The 17,817-nt window shown below is 69.8% G+C and carries 15 protein-coding genes; 11 read left to right on the top strand and 4 right to left on the bottom strand.

The genetic code is table 11. The features are described 5' to 3' along the window. Positions 1-125: 125 nt before the first annotated feature. Both glgP and ACFWZU_RS07065 read right to left on the bottom strand, forming a co-directional pair. Complete coding sequence (gene glgP / locus ACFWZU_RS07070; RefSeq protein WP_439700701.1) at positions 126-1,901, bottom strand: alpha-glucan family phosphorylase; 1,776 nt, start codon at positions 1,899-1,901, stop codon at positions 126-128. Continuing rightward, positions 1,898-2,347 carry a CBS domain-containing protein gene (locus ACFWZU_RS07065; protein WP_439700700.1) on the bottom strand — a complete coding sequence of 150 codons (450 nt, stop codon included), beginning with the start codon at positions 2,345-2,347 and terminating at the stop codon, positions 1,898-1,900. The genes glgP and ACFWZU_RS07065 overlap by 4 nt, the downstream gene beginning before the upstream one ends. A 214-nt stretch (positions 2,348-2,561) precedes the next feature. Between ACFWZU_RS07065 and ACFWZU_RS07060 the strand changes: the two genes are divergently transcribed. From ACFWZU_RS07060 to fabB, 10 genes are all read left to right on the top strand, one after another. Beyond that, a complete protein-coding gene (locus ACFWZU_RS07060) occupies positions 2,562-2,795 on the top strand; it encodes a hypothetical protein (RefSeq protein WP_439700699.1) in 234 nt (77 codons plus the stop codon). Between the two features lie 287 nt (positions 2,796-3,082). Continuing rightward, on the top strand, positions 3,083-5,614 hold the full coding sequence (mgtA, locus tag ACFWZU_RS07055) for a magnesium-translocating P-type ATPase (protein WP_439700698.1): 2,532 nt from the start codon (positions 3,083-3,085) through the stop codon (positions 5,612-5,614). Between the two features lie 200 nt (positions 5,615-5,814). Then, complete coding sequence (locus tag ACFWZU_RS07050; RefSeq protein WP_439700697.1) at positions 5,815-7,197, top strand: tyrosinase family protein; 1,383 nt, start codon at positions 5,815-5,817, stop codon at positions 7,195-7,197. A 159-nt stretch (positions 7,198-7,356) separates the two neighbouring features. Further along, positions 7,357-8,892, top strand: coding sequence for a copper-containing nitrite reductase (nirK, locus tag ACFWZU_RS07045; RefSeq protein WP_439700696.1), 1,536 nt, complete (start codon positions 7,357-7,359; stop codon positions 8,890-8,892). A gap of 204 nt (positions 8,893-9,096) precedes the next feature. After that, entirely contained in the window at positions 9,097-10,290 is a 1,194-nt protein-coding gene (locus ACFWZU_RS07040; RefSeq protein WP_439700695.1) for an alginate export family protein, read from the top strand. A 572-nt stretch (positions 10,291-10,862) separates the two neighbouring features. Next, positions 10,863-11,108: a DUF2249 domain-containing protein gene (locus ACFWZU_RS07035; protein WP_439700694.1), complete on the top strand. Its 246-nt coding sequence runs from the start codon at positions 10,863-10,865 to the stop codon at positions 11,106-11,108. After that, positions 11,089-12,333 carry a hypothetical protein gene (locus ACFWZU_RS07030; protein ID WP_439700693.1) on the top strand — a complete coding sequence of 415 codons (1,245 nt, stop codon included), beginning with the start codon at positions 11,089-11,091 and terminating at the stop codon, positions 12,331-12,333. The genes ACFWZU_RS07035 and ACFWZU_RS07030 overlap by 20 nt, the downstream gene beginning before the upstream one ends. A 122-nt stretch (positions 12,334-12,455) precedes the next feature. After that, positions 12,456-13,241: a ubiquinone anaerobic biosynthesis accessory factor UbiT gene (ubiT, locus tag ACFWZU_RS07025; RefSeq protein ID WP_439700692.1), complete on the top strand. Its 786-nt coding sequence runs from the start codon at positions 12,456-12,458 to the stop codon at positions 13,239-13,241. A 129-nt stretch (positions 13,242-13,370) separates the two neighbouring features. After that, positions 13,371-13,886 carry a 3-hydroxyacyl-[acyl-carrier-protein] dehydratase FabA gene (gene fabA, locus ACFWZU_RS07020; RefSeq protein ID WP_439700691.1) on the top strand — a complete coding sequence of 172 codons (516 nt, stop codon included), beginning with the start codon at positions 13,371-13,373 and terminating at the stop codon, positions 13,884-13,886. Then, a complete protein-coding gene (fabB, locus tag ACFWZU_RS07015) occupies positions 13,886-15,094 on the top strand; it encodes a beta-ketoacyl-ACP synthase I (RefSeq protein WP_439700690.1) in 1,209 nt (402 codons plus the stop codon). Before fabA ends, fabB begins: the two co-directional genes overlap by 1 nt. A gap of 199 nt (positions 15,095-15,293) precedes the next feature. Here the strand turns inward: fabB and ACFWZU_RS07010 are convergent, their stop codons facing one another. Next, positions 15,294-16,166, bottom strand: a complete 873-nt coding sequence (locus tag ACFWZU_RS07010) for a U32 family peptidase (RefSeq protein ID WP_439700689.1) — start codon at positions 16,164-16,166, stop codon at positions 15,294-15,296. 14 nt (positions 16,167-16,180) lie between these two features. Continuing rightward, positions 16,181-17,293: a ubiquinone anaerobic biosynthesis protein UbiU gene (ubiU, locus tag ACFWZU_RS07005; RefSeq protein WP_439700782.1), complete on the bottom strand. Its 1,113-nt coding sequence runs from the start codon at positions 17,291-17,293 to the stop codon at positions 16,181-16,183. Positions 17,294-17,337: 44 nt separating this feature from the next. Between ubiU and ACFWZU_RS07000 the strand changes: the two genes are divergently transcribed. Continuing rightward, positions 17,338-17,808 carry a DnrO protein gene (locus tag ACFWZU_RS07000; protein WP_439700688.1) on the top strand — a complete coding sequence of 157 codons (471 nt, stop codon included), beginning with the start codon at positions 17,338-17,340 and terminating at the stop codon, positions 17,806-17,808. Positions 17,809-17,817: the final 9 nt, after the last annotated feature.

Raw genomic sequence — 17,817 nt, 5'->3', positions numbered from 1 at the left:
CCCGTTGCGCGACTCCCCGGAGTGCATGCCGCGGTCGCGCACAGAAGCGCTCCTGCAGCACCCTGAGCACCTGCCAGCACGCATAGGGCTCGCAGACACCCGTCGCCAGGGGCAGAAGCGATGCTTCAGCGCGACCCCCGCAGCGCCGATCCGCGGTGCTGCAGGTATGCCTCGGCCGCGTATCGACGCATCATGCGGTGCGCATTGAAGTAGACGGCGAGCTTGGCCACCGACTGCTTCATCATGCCGATCCAGCCGGTGCGGTTGCGGTGGTAGAGGGGCAGCACGACCTGCTCCAGGCAGTCGTAGAGTTTCCTGCTCGCGCTTGCCTCGTCCTGCGCCTCGCCCAGCGACCAGCCGGTGACGCCGTCGATGCAGCCCTCGACCCACCAACCGTCCAGCACGCTCAGGTTGAGCACGCCATTGGCCGCGGCCTTCATGCCGCTGGTGCCCGACGCCTCCAGCGGGGGCAGCGGCGTGTTGAGCCAGACGTCGCAGCCGGCTACCAGCACCCGGGCTGCGGCGAGATCATAGTCGGGGACGAAAACCAGCTGGATCTGCGGCACCAGGTCCCGCGCCAACGCATGCAACTGGCGCAGCATCGCCTTGCCCGCCTCGTCACGCGGATGCGCCTTGCCCGCCATGACGACCTGGAACGGCGATGCCGCGTGAATCGCGCGAAGCCGCGCCACGTCGGTGAACAGCAGCGACGACCGCTTGTAGGCAGTCATGCGGCGCGCGAAGCCGAGGATCGGCAACTGCGCATCCAGCGCCACGCCGGCACGCTCGGCCAGGAACGCGATCAGGTCGGCGCGCGCCCGTTCGTGCGCCTGCCACACGTCGGCGTCGGGCAACTGGTCGAACCGGGCCAGCGTCTCCGGATCGTGCACCCAGCAGGCGGAGCTGCGGTCGTAGAGTGCGGCGAACGCCGGATGCACCCAGTCCGGCAGATAGACCCCGTTGGTCACTGCACGCACGTCGTAGCCCGGGAACATGCGCGTGGTGACTTCCGCATGGCGCACCGCGACGCCGTTGACGAAGCCGGCGAGGCTGAGCGCGAGCTGGGTCAGGTTGAGCGCTCCGCTCCCGGCCAGCAGGGCCGCCTGCGAGGTTTCGAGGTAGCCCGGCAGCAGGCGTTCGTACAGCGCGTAGGGGAAGCGGTCATGTCCCGCGTCGACCGGCGTGTGCGTGGTGAACACGCACGACCTGCGCACTTCACCGGCATCGAATTGCAGCTCGCCTGGTCCCACCGTGTCCGGCGGCAGCGGGTAGCGACGCAGCAGCTCCAGGCCGAGCAGCGCGGCATGCCCTTCATTGAGGTGGTAGGTGGCGATCTCGAAGCCCAGCGCGTGCAGCACGCGCACGCCGGCGATGCCGAGCACGATTTCCTGCGCCAGCCGATACGCCGCGTCGCCGCCATACAGCGCATCGGTGATGCGGCGATCCTGCGGTGCGTTCTCCGGCAGGTCGGTGTCCAGCAGCAGTACCGGCAGCTCGTGCCCGAGGCGGCCCCGCAACCGGTACAGCCACGGCCGCACCCAGACTTCCCGGCACTCGATCAGCACGGCGACCTTGGCGCGCAGCGGGTGGACAAAGGCATCCGGCGCCCACGGATCGGCCGACTCGAGCTGGTTGCCCTGCGCATCGAACGACTGGCGCAGGTAACCCTGGCGGGACACCAGCGTGACGAACACCATCGGCAGTTCGAGGTCCGCAGCTGCCCGGGCGGTGTCGCCGGCAAGCACGCCCAGCCCGCCGGCGTAGGTGTGCATGCGCGGCTCCAGCGCGATCTCCATCGAGAAGTAGGCGATATGGGTTCGGGGCAGGTAAGGGCCGATCGCGGCGACGCTCGCGGGCGCCGCGGTGGCCCCATCACGGATCCCCGGAACGTCGGGACTCACGGGCGCGCTTCCATCTCGCGCACGTGGCTGCGGGTCAGCGCCCGGCTCATCGTCTCCATGCAGGCGCCCAGCGCGCCGTAGATGTCGTCCAGGCTGAGCAGCCCGCACAGGCCGCCCTTGGCGTTGAGCACCGGCAGGCGGCGGACGCCGTAAGCGCGCGTGCGTGCCACCACGTCGAGCAGATGCTCGTCCTGCGAACAGGTGACCGGGTCGCGGCTCATCACGTCGCTGACGCGCAACTGCCCACAGGGCGCCTCCGTGGCGACCGCTTCCAGCACGATGTCGCGATCGGTCAGCATGCCGACCGGAATGCGCTCGCCGTTGGGCTGCTCCACCACTACCAGCGCGCCCACGTGCCGCGTGCGCATCAGCCGGGCCGCGTCGACCACCGAGGCGGCCGGGCTGATGGAAACCACTTCGTGCGTGCATATTTCGCGGACTTGCATGGCGGGCTCCCGTGGCTGCCAGCGAGCGTGTGACCGCACGCTGCGCGGGCACTTGATCTCGGTCAACCTGCGCCCGCGTGGGGTGCGACCGTAGGCGCCCCCGGTTCCTCGGCGGACTGGTTGACCGACATCAATTCCCGCGCCGCCGCATGGCGAAGGATGACCGGCGGGAGTCCGGATGCCGTACCAGCCGCACGCGCGGTGGAGGCTTCACATGAACATCCGATTCGACGACTGGCACAGTGCGCTCGCCGCCGCGCTGCTCGCCCTCGCGCCCGCCGCAGCCGTGGTCCAAGGTCATTTTCAAGATGGACATGCACACCACGCGGCGTTCGGTACTGGATACGCTGGGCATGGACCTGGCGCGCGTGCGGCCGTTCCGGACAACCGTGCCGCGGCACGGTTGTCCGGCTGGCACATCGAGCGCGACTACAAGCGCACAACGTGACCGTGCTGCAGAGCCGGGTGAGCGTCGCGGGTCACGTGCCTCAGCGGATGCGCCTGGGAAGACGCCACCACGACCAGCAGGCGCAGCCGGTCGGAGGTGTCCAGTCCACCGCTCTCCTACGCAGCGCGGCACGCCGATCGCCGCAGCTTTCCGCGCGAGGGCGGATCGTGGCGAGGTAGACCATCCCAGCACGGCGGCTACCGTGCGCATTGAGTTGCATCAAGGGCGGCGCATTGGAGTTGACCAGGGTCAACGGCGCGCGTGCGCTGACGGGCATGGTGGCCGCCATGGAATCCGCGACCCGCTCTGCGCCGGAGCCCGCGCCTCGCCCCGGCGATCCCGCGCCACCGGCACGCACCGGCCTGTCCGAGGCCGAGGCGCTGCGGCGCCGGACCCGGTTTGGCCTGAACGAGTTCCCGCGCACGGGATCGGGGCTCGCCGGGACCGTTGCCGCCGCCTTCGCCAACCCTCTCGTGGCGATCCTGATCGCGGCGGCGATCACCGCCGGGGTGCTGGGCGACATCCTCGGCGCGCTGATCATCGCGGTAATCGTTCTGCTCGGCATCGTGCTCAACGCCACACTGGGCTTTCGGTCGCAGCGTGCCGCCGAGCGGTTGCGCGCGGAGGTCACGCCGATGGCCACGGTATGTCGTGACGGCCGCTGGCAGGAGCGGCCACGGCGCGAACTGGTACCCGGCGACCTGATCCGCCTGGCCGCCGGCGATCGCATTCCGGCCGACGCGCGCCTGCTCGATGCCCGGGACTTCCACGTGCAGCAGGCGGCGCTGACGGGAGAATCCCTGCCGGTGGAAAAGGAGCCGCAACCCGACGATACCGGCTCCGACCCGGAAGCGGAACGCAAGGTGTTCCTCGGCTCGTCGGTCGTCGCCGGCACCGCGGTCGCCCTGGTGGAGGCGACCGGTGCCGCGACCGCCTTCGGCGGGATCGCGGCACGACTGGACGAGCGGCCGCCGCTGACCGAGTTCGAGCGCGGCCTGAAGGATTTCGCGGGGCTGATCATGCGGACCGTGGTCTTGCTGGTCCTGCTGGTGTTGCTGGCGGGTGTCGTCCTGCACCGGCCGCCGTTGCAGACGCTGCTGTTCGCTCTTGCGCTTGCGGTCGGACTGACGCCGGAGTTCATGCCGGTGATCACCACTGTCACGCTGGCGCGCGGCGCGGTGCGCATGGCACGCCGCCGGGTGATCGTCCGCCACCTCGCCGCGATCGAGGACTTCGGCAGCATGACCGTGCTGCTCAGCGACAAGACCGGCACGCTCACCCGTGGCGACACGGCGGTCGACGGCTGCTGGGATGCGCAGGGAGCGCCATCGGCCAGGACGTCGCAACTGGCGATGCTCAACGCGATGTTCGAAACCGGCACGCACAGCCCGATCGACGCCGCGATCCTGCGCGAGGGCCCGCTGCCAGTAGGCTGGAGCAAGCTGGACGAGGTTCCGCTCGACTTCGAACGACGGCGCATGAGCGTGGTCGTCGAGCGGGCAGGGGAACGTTGGCTGGTCGCCAAGGGGGCGCCGGAGTCGATCCTGCCCGCCTGCACCCAATATGCGTTGGCAGACGGCATCCTGCCGCTCGACGCGCTGCGCCGCGCGGACTGCGAACGCACCTACCAGGCGATGGGCGAGCGTGGGCTGCGTGTGCTCGCAGTCGCCTGGCGGCCGGTCGAGGCACGCACGCGCTTCACCGCGAAGGATGAAGCAGGGCTGGTGCTGGCCGGCTTCGTGTCCTTCGTCGATCCGCTCATGCCCGGGGTGGCCGGGGCGCTGCAGGCACTTGCCTCCGATGGCATCCCGCTGAAGGTCCTCACCGGGGATAACCCGCGGGTGGCGCGCTACACCTGCGAGAAGGTCGGACTGGATCCCGGCAGCGTGGTGACCGGGGACCAATTGCGCGGCCTGAGCGAGACCGCCCTGGGCCTGCTGGCTTCGCGCACGCGCGTGTTTGCCCAGGTCACGCCGGAGCAGAAGCGCCGCATCGTGATGGCGCTGAAGGCGCGTGGCGACGTGGTGGGCTTCCTTGGCGATGGCATCAACGACGCGCCCTCGCTCCACGCGGCGGACGTGGGCATCTCGGTCCCCAATGCCGCGGACATCGCCCGCGACAGCGCCGACATCCTGTTGCGCGAGCGCAACCTGGAGGTGCTCCATGCCGGTGTAATCGAAGGCCGGCGCGCCTTCGCGAACGTCATGAAGTACCTGTTCATGGGCACCAGCTCGAACTTCGGCAACATGTTCAGCATGGTCGTCGGCGCGCTGGTGCTGCCGTTCCTGCCGATGCTGCCGGCGCAGATACTGCTCAACAATTTTCTGTACGACCTGGCGCAGACCACGATTCCCTCGGACAACGTGGATGCGGCCCAGTTGCGGGGACCACAACGCTGGAGCGTGCCGCTGATCCGCCGCTTCATGGTCGGCATCGGGCCGGTCAGCTCGCTCTACGACCTGCTGACGTTCTACGTGCTGATCCACTGGCTGCAGGCCACCGCGGACACATTCCACACCGGCTGGTTCATCGAGTCGCTGGCCACGCAGACGCTGGTGGTGTTCGTCATCCGCACGCACGGCAATCCGCTGCGCAGCCGCCCATCCGCGCCGCTGGTGGCGAGCGTCGTGGCGGTGCTGGCGGCCGGCCTGATACTGCCGTGGACGCCGCTGGCCGACCTGTTCGGATTCGTGCCGCTGCCGCCGGAGTTCTTTGCCTTCCTCGCCACGGCGGCGCTCAGTTACCTGCTGCTGGTGCAGTGGCTCAAGCGCCGCTTCATGCAGCCGCCCCGGCACCCCGGTGGCGCCTGGCGTGGATAGACCCCTGGTGTCGCCCGCATCGATCCCCTGGGGCGTGCCTCTGCGGTCGAGGCCCTTCACTACCTCGCCGCAGGCGGGTGCCGATCGGTTGACGTGCATCAACGCCGGACATCGCCATCGCCCTAGGTTCCTTTTGCGCGCCGATGCGCGCGGCAAGACCGAGGGCTGCGGCGACGCTGCGCCGACAGCCACGCACCGAAATGGAGGACACGATGACCAACCGCAGACAATTCCTGCAGGCGGCGGCCTCACTGGCACTGGTTCCCATGCTCCCTCGCGGGATCCTTGGCGCCACCAGCTTGCGTACGCGGCCCTCCTGGCCGCAGTTCCGCGACAGCCCGCTGTACACGGCCTTTCTCGACGCCGTCGCGAAGATGCGCGCCAGCCAGGACTCCACCAAGCCCGGGAGCTGGGCCTACTGGACGAATGTGCACGCCAACTTCTGCCCCCACAAGAAACCGTATTTCCTGGCTTGGCATCGCGGCTTCCTGGCGCGCTTCGAGGCGCAGCTGCGCAAGGCTTCGGGCAACAGCGCACTGGTGCTGCCCTACTGGAACTACTACGAGCATCCGCTCCTCCCCGCCGAATTCCGCGACTCCAGCTCGCCGCTCTATTTGCGCAACCGCACGGGCACGGACGTCTCCGGCGCTTGCACCCTTGGCGCCTTCGATCCGGGCCTGACCAATTTCCAGCGCGGCAAGACCGATGCCTTCGAGCCGGCCGTGGAATCCGCGCCGCACAATGGCGTGCACAACCTGATCGGCGGGACGATGGACAACATCGCGGTGTCGCCGCGGGACCCGATCTTCTGGCTGCACCACGCAAATATCGACCGACTTTGGGATGCATGGGTGCAGGCAGACGATGGGCGGCACATGCCTGCCCGGACGGCCAGCTACTGGTCCGGTTCGTTTTCCTATGGCCCCGCGGTTTCGACCATGAAGCGCGTCAGCACCTACACGCCGAGCGTCCTTGGTTACCGCTACGACGATACGGCCCTGCCGACGAGCCAGCCGAGCGGGTACGCCGGAACGCTTCCGTCCATCCAGGAGGCCTTTGCCTCGCCGCTGCCGGTACAGGGCGCCTCGCTGGGCGGTCTCGGAGGGTTGGCGCTGGGGGCACAGTCGACACGCGTGCGGATTCCGCTGACCGTGGAGGGGCGCAATCGCGTGCGTAGCCTGGCCACGGCCCAGGGGCAGGGCGCAACGCCCGCCGGCGATGCGCTGCGGATCGTGCTCGATGGTGTCAGCCTCACCGGGGCGGCCTCGCAGGGCGGTTACTTCTACAAGATCCTGTTGAACTTGCCGAGCACAGGCCTGACGCAACCGGAGCAGACCTACCTGGTCGGCACGCTCGGGCCCTTCGAAGTCAGCGTCGCACGCCACGCGCGGATGATGGCCGGCGCAGGCATGGCCGCCATGCAGGCGCCGGTGCGCATCGTCCTCCCTGCGCAGGACGTGCTCGGCCGTATCTGGCCCGAGCCGCTGGATGCACTCACGCTCAGCTTCGTGCGCGTCGCCACCGACGGCGCGCCGCAGGGCGATGCGGTGGTGATCGACCGGCTCTGGATGGAGACCGACTGAGCGCGGCGGTCGAACAGCCCGCCGGGTGCATGCGCCCGGCGGGTGAGGGCGGTGTGGCAGGCTGACGCAGCCGCCTGTTTCCTGTGGTGCGCCTGACGCAAGTCAAGCGCGGGTGAAGGCCCAAACCTACGCTGGCGTCGACACCACAGGAGACACCCCATGTCACGAATGCTGTCCACCGTGCTCGCGGCCGCCAGCATGCTGGCCCTCGCCGCCTGCTCCGGAAAGCAGGCCGCCGACGCAGCCTTGTCCGCCAGCCCGGCCGCCTACGCGGCGCCCGCGCCGCTGCCGGCGCCGACCGACTTCGGCCCGCCGCAGGGCGAGCCGATCCACGCGGTGCTGACCAGCCCGCCGAACGTGCCGCCGCCGATCCACCGCAACTACCCGGCCAAGGTGATCGTCGAGCTGGAGGTGATCGAGAAGGAGATGCCGATCTCCGAGGGCGTCAGCTATACCTACTGGACCTTCGGCGGCACCACGCCGGGCAGCTTCATCCGCGTGCGCCAGGGCGACACGGTCGAGTTCCACCTGAAGAACAACCCGACCAGCAAGATGCCGCACAACATCGACCTGCACGGCGTCACCGGCCCGGGCGGCGGCGCGGCCTCGAGCTTCACCGCGCCGGGGCACGAGTCGCAGTTCACCTTCAAGGCGCTCAACGCCGGCATCTACGTCTACCACTGCGCCACCGCGCCGGTCGGCATGCACATCGCCAACGGCATGTACGGCCTGATCCTGGTCGAGCCGCCGCAGGGCCTGTCCAAGGTCGATCACGAGTACTACGTGATGCAGGGCGACTTCTACACCACGGGCAAGTACCGCGAGAAAGGCCACCAGCCGTTCGACATGGACAAGGCCATCGACGAGCGCCCGACCTACGTGCTGTTCAACGGCCACGAAGGCGCGCTCACCGGCGACAAGGCGCTGGCCGCGAAGGTGGGCGAATCGGTGCGCCTGTTCGTCGGCAACGGCGGCCCGAACCTGGTCTCCAGCTTCCACGTGATCGGCGAGATCTTCGACCGCGTGCAGCAGGAGGGTGGCCTGCACCCGCAGGAGAACGTGCAGACCACGCTGATCCCGGCCGGCGGCGCGGCGATCGTCGAGTTCCATACCGACGTACCCGGCAGCTACGTGCTGGTCGATCACTCGATCTTCCGCGCATTCAACAAGGGTGCGATGGGCATCCTCAAGGTCGATGGCCCGGAGAACAAGGCGATCTATTCGGGCAAGGAAGTCGACTCGGTCTATCTGGGCGACCGTGCCGAGCCGAACCTGCACGCGGTGACCACCGCCGCCAAGGCCGGCGCCGCCGGCACGCTCAGCAAGGAGGACCAGGTCGCCGCCGGCAAGCAGCTGTTCACCGGCACCTGCTCGGTCTGCCACCAGGCCAACGGCGAAGGCCTGCCCGGCGTGTTCCCGCCGCTGGCCAAGTCGGACTACGTGGCGAAGCTGGTGAAGGAAGACAAGAACAAGCTGATCGCCATCCCGCTGCACGGCCTGACCGGCAAGGTCACGGTCAATGGCAAGGAGTACGACTCGGTGATGCCGCCGATGACCCAGCTCACCGACGACGAGGTCGCCAATCTGCTGACCTACGTGCTCAACAGCTGGGGCAACCTGGGCGGGCAGGTGAGCAAGGATGAGGTGGCGAAGGTCCGCGCGCAGCCGGCCCCGGCGCCCGCCGCGGCGCACTGACCCGGCGCATCGCAGCAACAAGACCGGCGGCAGCCACTGTCGCCGGTCCTTTTCGAGGTGGCCACAGGCCACCTCTTTTTTTTGGCAAATGGACGCCTGGACGTCCGCGGCGCGTTGCCGCACCGCTCCGTCCGCTTGACTGCAGTCAAGCCGTCGCCCCGCCGCGCTCCCGACACTGCGCGCATTCCCCAAGGAGCGACAACCATGCAAACGCGCCTCGCCACTGCCTGCCTGCTGGCCCTTGCCAGCGCCCCGGCCTGGGCTGCCGATACGCCCGCCCCGCTGCAACTGGAATGGGATGCCCGGGCCCGCCACGAGCAGGTCGACAGCGACGCCTTCGTCCGCGATGCCCGCGCCGACACCCTGCGCCTGCGGCTGGGCCTGCGCGCCCAGTTCGGCAAGGGTTTCAGCGGCTACCTCGAGGGCGCCGGCGTGGCGGCTGCCGGCGGCCGCTACAACAGCGGCGCCAACGGGCACACGCAATATCCCGCCATTACCGATCCGAAAGGCAATGAGCTCAACCAGGCCTACCTGGCTTGGCAGGGGAGCCGCTTTGGCGCCATCGCCGGCCGCCAGCGCCTGCTGTTCGACAACCAGCGCTGGATCGGCAACGTCGGCTGGCGCCAGCACGAGCAGACCTTCGACGCGGTGGCGCTGCAGTGGCAGCCCGCCGCCACCTGGACCATGCGCTATGCCTGGCTGGACCGCGTGCATCGTGTCGCCGGTCGCGACGCGCTTCTGCTCACGGCGCGGGAACGCAAGCTCGACACCCACCTGCTCAATGCCGCCTTCAAGCGCGGCATGCAGCAGTGGAGCGGTTACGCCTACCTGCACGAAGACCGCGACGTCGCCACCGCCTCCAGCGCCACCTGGGGCGCGCGCTGGAGCGGCAAACCCGCGGCCGACGGCTTCGGCTGGACGCTGGAAGCGGCGCATCAGGCCGACTACGCCAACAACCCCGACCGCTTCTCGCACGCCTACTGGCTGGCTGAACCCGCATGGACCCTGCACGGCATCACCGGCAAGCTCGGTTGGGAGCACCTCGGCGGCAACGGCCGCCACGCCCTGCAGGCGCCGTTGGCCACGTTGCACGCCTTCAACGGCTGGGACGACCAGTTCGCGGTGACGCCGGCAGGTGGCCTGGAGGACCGCTACGCCGCGGTCAACGGTGCCTTCGGCCCGCAGGCCCGCGCAGGCTGGACGCTCGCCTGGCACGACTACCGCGCCGACCGTGGCGGTCGTTACGGCAGCGAGTGGGACGGCTCTCTGGGCTATGCCTTCAGCCCGGCAGTGAATGGTCTGCTCAAGCTCGCCCGCTACCAGGCCGGCGGCTTCGGTCGCGATGACACCAAGCTGTGGCTGCAGGTGGAATGGAAGGGCGTGCAGGCGCTGCGCTGAAGCTGCTGCCTTGAACTCGCCGCTCTGAAGCCATCTCCTCGGAAGGGAGAGGGAGCCAAAGCGCGCAAAGCTTCGAACTTTCGCGCGTGAGGAAGGGGCCAAACGAGCCAGCTCTGAAGCCCTCTCCCCTCCGGGGAGAGGGTTGGGTGAGGGGCGAGGCTCGCGGGGAGGGTCAGCGGTGCGTGGGCTCGTCGTTGGATGGTCGCAAGTGCGGGGGGGGGCGCCCCCCCCCCCCCCCCCCAGGCTCGCGGGGAGGGTCAGCGGTGCGTGGGCTCGTCGTTGGATGGTCGCAAGTGCGGCCCCTCACCCCAGCCCTCTCCCCGGAGGGGAGAGGGAGCCAAAGCGCGCAAGCTTCAAACTTTCCCGCGTAAGGAAGGGGCCAAACGAGCCAGCTCTGAGACCCTCTCCCTGCGGGAGAGGGTTTGGGGGGGGGGCCGGGGCTCGCGGCGAAGGTCAGTATCCGTGGGCTCGTAGGTAGATGGCCCCAGGAGCGACCCTCTCCGAAGGATGGAAAGCCGGCTGGGTTGACCTGCGTCAGCACATCCCCGTCACCCCCGCAGTCCAATGACGCCATGACTCCGCCCATCGAACTCGACCTGCGTCACTTGCCGCCACCGGAACCCATGCAGCAAGCGCTGGACGCCGCCGATGCCCTGGCGCCCGGCGACGCGGTCGCCATCGTCGCCCCGATGTTCCCGCGCCCGTTGCTGATGGAACTGGCCCTGCGCGGCTTCGACGCCGAGCCGGGCGAGCCGCAAGCCGACGGCAGCGTGCGGGTGCAGATCCGTCGCCCGGACGATGCCGAAACTTCGGCTTGACCAGGCGCCACCGGCCACGCTGCCGCTGCGCTTCCTGCTCGCCATGCCGTGCTGGGGCGTGGCGGGAGCCGCGCTGCTGCTGGTCGACGGCGATGTCGCGCTGCTGACGCGCTGGCACCCGGCCACGCTGGCGCTGGTGCACGTCTGGACACTCGGGATACTCGGCAACGCGATGTTCGGCAGCCTGCTGCAGTTCCTGCCTGCTGCCGCCGGCGCGCAGCTGCACGGCTGGCAGGGCGCGTCTGCGTTGCATGCGCTGTTCAACCTTGGCGTGCTGCTGCTGGTGGCCGGGCTTCATGCGCAGGCGCGCTGGCCGCTGCTGGCCGCCGGCATCGTGTTACCGGCGAGTTTCCTCTGGCTGGGCGCGATGACGATTCCCGGCCTGGTGGCTGCCGCCGGTGAACGACTGCTGCGCGCCGGCATCGGCCTCGCGCTCGCCTTCGGCATGCTTGCCGCGCTGGCCGGCGGCGGACTGGCGCTGTTGTTGGCCAGGCGCATCGCGTGGCCGCTGGCGGCGGTGGACGCACACGCAGGACTCGGCGTCCTCGGCTGGATGGTGCTGCTCCTGGCCACCGTGGCACGGGTGGTCATGCCGATGTTTCAGGGCACCGCAAGCGTGCCGCCGCGCGCCCAGGCCAGCTGGCTTGCGGTGGTGGCGATGGGGTTGTTCGCGGCGGTGGTTGCGCATCTGCGTTACCCGGCCGATCGCACGCTGCCGTTGGCGGTGGCCGGCGGCGGCGCCAGCTTTGCCCTCGGCGCGCTCTGGCTGCAACAACGTGTGCCGCGCGCCCGCCACAGTGCACTGTTCCTGCATTGGCGCGCCGGACTCCTCGCCCTGGCGCTCGCCGCCCTGTCCCTCGCCGCGGGGCAGGGGATGGTTGCCGGCGCGCTCGCGCTGGGCGTCGGCCTTCCGTTGCTGGTCGGTGGAATGACGCTGGAGATCGTGCCGTTCGTCGACTGGATTGCGCTGCGCCGGCGCGTGCCGCGCGGGGTGCAGTTGCCCGGCGTGCAGCGCCTGTTGCCCGACGCATCCAGGCGCCGTGCGTTGCTCGCGCATGGCGCCGCCGCACCGCTTCTGGTCGCGGCCGTGCTGTGGCCGATGCCCTGGCTGGCGCGGCTGGCCGCCCTGGGGCAACTGGCCGCCTGGAGCGTCCACGGCTACGCGCTGGCGAGTGCGTTGCTTGCTGGCCGCGCCTTTCTCCGCCGCGTCGGGCAGCCCGCGTGAGCTGCGTCCGGCATAACACGCGCAGGGTGGGCTTCAGGTGTGGTGGTGGGCTGAAGCCCACCCTACGGAAAGCCGGCCCGTCGCGCTTTGCGCTGGCGCGCGCCCGTGGGGCTATCGATGCGGTGGACGACGGCCTGCTCGTGCTGCTCGCGGCGCGGCGCCGACTGGTCGGCCTGGTGGCGCTGCTCAAGCACAGCGGCGGCATGCCTCCACGGGACCCGGAACGCGAACGCGCCGTTCGGGAGCGGACCCACGACCTGGCCCAACGCCTGGGCGTGCCGGCCGTCACCGCGACCCGGCTGCTCGACCTGGCCATCGGCGATGCCTGTGCGCAGCAGGGCCTGGCGGCTGACCTGGATCAGGGCGGGCCCGACGGCACGCCCGCCATGCTCGATGGCATGAACCTCGACCTTGCCCCCGCCACGCCGATGTTGCGCCTGCTGCCGCCGCCGCGACACCTTGCCCCCTTGCTGCGCGTGGTTCCGGCGCGCTGGCAGCACGCGCTCCTGGAACGCGCGATGGCCCGCGTGCTTGCCGCGCCCCTGGCCGAACACGCGCTCGACTTCATGGCCGGCCGACGGCTCGGCATCGAAGTCACCGACCTGGAGCTCCACTGGGTGCTGACCCTGCGCGAAGGGCGCCTGGCAGTGATCGACGAGACCCCCGAGGCCAGCGTGCGCGGCAGCGCCACCGATCTGCTGCTGCTCGCCAGCCGCCTGGAAGATGCCGACACGCTGTTCTTCCAGCGCACGCTGGTGCTCACCGGCGACACGGAACTCGGCCTCACCGCACGCAACCTGCTCGACCGCCTGCCGTGGGAATCGGTGCCGCTGGGCCTGCGCATCGCGCTCAACCGGGGCGCGCGACTGGCCCGTGCCGCGCGCGACGCCCACCGACGCGGTACCTGACGATCCGGCTCACGCGGCGCGCAGCGGCGGGTGCGGCTCATCCGCACACCCCGTCCGCGCTTGATCCGCATCAAGGCTTCCGTCTGGACGGCTATCCAGACTCGCCGCACCTCCACTGAAGAACTCCCCATGACACGTCCCTCCTCGTTCGACCGCGAACAGCTGCTTGCCTGCGCCCGCGGCGAACTGTTCGGTCCCGGCAACGCCCGCCTGCCGTCACCGCCGATGCTCATGTTCGACCGCATCACGCACGTCGACGACCACGGTGGCGCCCATGGCAAGGGCGTGCTGCGCGCCGAGCTCGATATCCATCCCGAGCTGTGGTTCTTCGGCTGCCACTTCGCCGGCGATCCGGTGATGCCCGGCTGCCTCGGCCTCGATGCGATGTGGCAGCTCTCCGGCTTCTACCTGCCGTGGCTCGGCGAGCCCGGGCGCGGGCGTGCGCTGGGCGTGGGGCAGGTGAAATTCACCGGCCAGGTGCTGCCGAGCGCGAAGCTCGTGCGCTACGAGATCGATGTCCGCCGCGTGATGCGCGGCAAGCTCAACCTGGTGGTGAGCGACGGCAAGACCTTCGTCGACGACCGCCTGATCTACGTGGCCACCGACATGCGCGTGGGCCTGTTCCAGTCGGCGGAGAACTTCTGATGCGCCGTGTCGTGGTCACCGGCATGGGCATCGTCTCCTGCCTGGGCAATGTGGCGGACACCGTCGCGCGCGCCCTGCGCGACATGAAGAGCGGCATCCGCGCGATGCCCGACTACGCCACCCGCGGCCTGCGCAGTCAGGTCGCCGGCGTGCCGCACATCGACCTGGAGGCGGCGATCGACCGCAAGCTGCGCCGCTTCATGGGCGACGCGGCGGCCTATGCCTACGTCTCGATGCGCTCGGCCATCGCTGACGCGGGCCTGACGCAAGAGCAGGTCAGCCATCCGCGCACCGGCGTGGTCGCCGGCTCGGGTGGCGGCTCGGCCCACTGGCAGATCGAAACCGCGGACCTGCTGCGCGAGAAGGGCGTGCGTCGCGTCGGGCCCTACATGGTGCCGCGCACGATGTGTTCGACCGTCTCCGCCACGCTGGCCACCGCGTTCGGCATCCTGGGCCTTAGCTATTCGCTCGCCGCGGCCTGCGCGACCTCGGCCCACTGCATCGGCACGGCGGCCGACCTGATCCGCCACGGCGCGCAGGACGTGGTGTTCGCCGGCGGTGGCGAGGAGGAACACTGGGGCATGACCGCACAGTTCGATGCGATGGGCGCGCTCTCCAGCCGCTGCAACGACATGCCGACCGCCGCCTCGCGTCCCTATGACGCCGCCCGCGACGGCTTCGTCATCGCCGGTGGCGGCGGCATGCTGGTGCTGGAGGAGTACGAGCACGCCCGCGCGCGCGGCGCGCACATCCACGCCGAGCTGGTCGGCTACGGCGTGACCTCCGACGGGGCCGACATGGTCGCGCCGAGCGGGGAGGGCGCGGTGCGCTGCATGCAGATGGCCCTTGCCAACGTCGACCGTCCGGTCGACTACCTCAACACGCACGGCACCGCCACGCCGCTGGGCGACATCATCGAGCTCAACGCCGTGCGCGAGGTGTTCGGCGATGCCATGCCGCCGCTGTCCTCGACCAAGGCGCTGACCGGCCACTCGCTCGGTGCGGCCAGCGTGCACGAGGCGATCTACAGCCTGCTGATGATGCGCGGCGGCTTCGTGGCCGGCTCGGCGAATATCGACTCGCTCGATGAGCGCGCCGAAGGCTTTCCGATCCTGCGCGACACCCGCCCGGCGCGGTTGGCGACGGTGATGTCGAACAGCTTCGGGTTTGGTGGCACCAACGCGAGCCTGGTGTTTGCCAGAGTGTAGGGTCCGGCAAGGCTTCCCCCATCCGCCCTTCGGGCACCTTCCCCCGCGCGCGGGGGAAGAAACAACCTGGCGCGATGTACCCATGGAGCCATTCGCCGGCCCTGGGAAGGAACCGCTTCGCGCGATGCATCCCACTGAGCCTTCCCCCGCCACGCGGGGGAGGGTGCCGACAGGCGGATGGGGGCATCCGGAGCGAGCGCTACCCCGCCACCCGCATCCCCGGCTCCCCATGCCAGTACCCGTTGCGTACCCCGATCCGCGGCGGCGCTTGCGGGGAACGCCGTGCCAGGTGGAAGTGCGCCACCACCTCGGCCATCCCCTCGGCCTGGGGATAGAGCCGCAGCACGTCCACGCCCAGTTCGCGCAGCCCCGGCAGCTCCGGTCCCAGGTCGGTGATCTCCTCGCCCTGGATCTGGATGCCGTTGATACGCAGGAACGGTTTGCCTTCGCGGGTGGCCAGCGGCAGCCCGTCGGGGTAGTCGATGCAGCGGAAGCCGCACTGGTCCTTGGGTACGTCCAGCGCGCGGGCGGTGAAGCAGCGGGCGGAAAAGGAGAGCGGCAGGCGGCCGAAGGCGATCACCTCCAGCTCCGGCATCGCCTGGCCTTCGGCGAGCATCGCCTCGCGCAGTTCCCTGATCAGCGTGTGGCCCTGCTCGACGCCCGGCACCCAGCGGCGCAGGCCATCATCGATCAGCAGCTTCAGCGCGCGGTGGTTGTAGACGTTGAGCGTGGGTCCGGCGACGAAGGGCACGCCGCGTTCGCGGCACAGCTGCACGGCGGAGAGGTCGTTGGCCTCGATCCAGCCGTTGCCTTCGGCGACCAGGCGCTTGACGACGCCCAGCTCCGACTCGGCCTCGATCAGCGCGAGCGAGGAGAGCACGACCTGCTTGCCGCTCTCGGCCAGTTCGGCGGCCAGCTCGATCCAGTCGCGGGTGGACAGCTCGCGGCGCTTGCTGCACACCGTCTCGCCCAGGTAGATAACGTCGACCGGCCACTGCACCGCCTCGCGGTAGAAGGCCAGTGTGCGCTCGCGCGGCCAGAAGTACTGCAACGGTCCGAGGCTGAGTTTCATGCGCGGTTCCTGCCTCAGTGCCAGCGGCGGTGGTAGGGGCCGAGGGTGGTCTGGTGGCCTTCGGCGTGCCGGGTCAGTGCCGATTGCCACGCGGGCTGCGTCGTCCAGGTCTCCGGCGCGGCGCGGTAGCGCTCCAGCGCATCGCGCCAGGTACGGGTGACGGCGGTGACATAGGCCACGCCGCGCTGGCGGCCTTCGATCTTCAACGCGGCGACACCGGCCTTCGCCAGGCGCGGAAGCAGTTCGAGCGTGTTGAGGCTGGTCGGTTCTTCCAGTGCGTGGAACGTTTCGCCGCGCACGTCGAAGCGGCCTTTGCAGACGGTCGGGTACCCGGCCGGTTCGGACGGCTCGAACCTGTCGATCAGCACGTCGTTGAGGCGCACGCTGCGTCGGCCGTCGTCGTGTTCGTCCCAGCGCACGTACTTCGCCGGCGAGCACACGCCGTGGCGATTGGGCGAGGCGCCGGTGACGTAGCTGGAGAGCTGGCAGCGTCCCTCGACCATGATGCACAGGCTGCCGAAGGCGAATACCTCCAGCGGCACCGGGCTGGTCTCGCACAGTCGCTCGACCTGCTGGATCGAGAGCACGCGCGGCAGCACCGCGCGGCTGATGCCGAAGCGCTCGTGCATGTAGCGCAGTGCCGGTGCGGTGGTCGCCGAGCCCTGCACGGAAAGATGCCGCGCCATCGCCGGGTGCGTGCGCGAAGCGTAGTCCAGCACTGCCAGTTCGGCCGCGATGATCGCATCGCAGCCGAGCGCCGCGGCCTTGTCCACCGCCGCATGCCATTGCCCGAGGCGCGCGCTGTCCGGGTAGGTGTTCAGTGCCAGGTAGACCTTGCGGCCGCGCGCGTGGGCGTGGGCGATGCCCTGGTGCAACTCGGCATCGGAGAAGTTGAGGCCGGGGAAGGCGCGCGCGTTGGTTTGGTCGCGCAGGCCCACGTAGACCGCGTCGGTACCCGCCGCGATCGCCGCCTGCAGGGCCGGCAGGTTGCCGGCGGGACAGACCAGTTGCATGCGCACCTCGGTAACTGTGGAAGTGCGCGCATCGTGGTCGCCGCAAGCGGGCTCGGCGTTGACGTGGATCAGTTTGTCGCGGATCAATGCACAGCCGACCGCGCTGGCTACCATTTCATGCACGCGGCACATCCGCCGCTTTGCAGGAGCCCAGGCCCATGTCCCCGATGAAGCTGTCCGTCGTGCTGCTCGCCGTCCTCGCGGTGACGCCGGGCGCCGCCCGCGCCCAGCACGACCACGCCGCGCACGCGCACGTCACCCACCCGGTGCCTGCGCCCGCCCAGCGCTGGGCGGCGGACGCCGCGCTGCGCGATGGCATGGGCCGCATCCACACCGCGCTGGAGGAGCTGCGTCACTACGAAATGGGTCACATGGACGCGACCATGGCGTTGGATCGCGTCGGCCTGATCGAACAGGCGGCCGCCGACATCTTCGCCAAGTGCAAGCTCGCGCCGGAGCAGGACGCCGTGCTGCACGGGATGCTGGTGCCCTTGCTCGGCGCCGCGCAGAAGCTCAAGGCCGATCCGCAGGACATGGCGCAGGTGCAGGCCATGCGCAACGCCGTGGCGGACTATCCGCGCTATTTCAACGATCCGGACTGGACCGCGCCGGCAGCCCACGCGCACTGAGCATCGTTC

The organism is Frateuria sp. GZRR33 (genome assembly GCF_051900425.1).
Classification (GTDB): Bacteria; Pseudomonadota; Gammaproteobacteria; order Xanthomonadales; family Rhodanobacteraceae; genus Frateuria_A.
The sequence above is the reverse complement of the archived record's forward strand: the minus strand, read 5'-3'. Positions and strand labels throughout refer to the sequence as shown.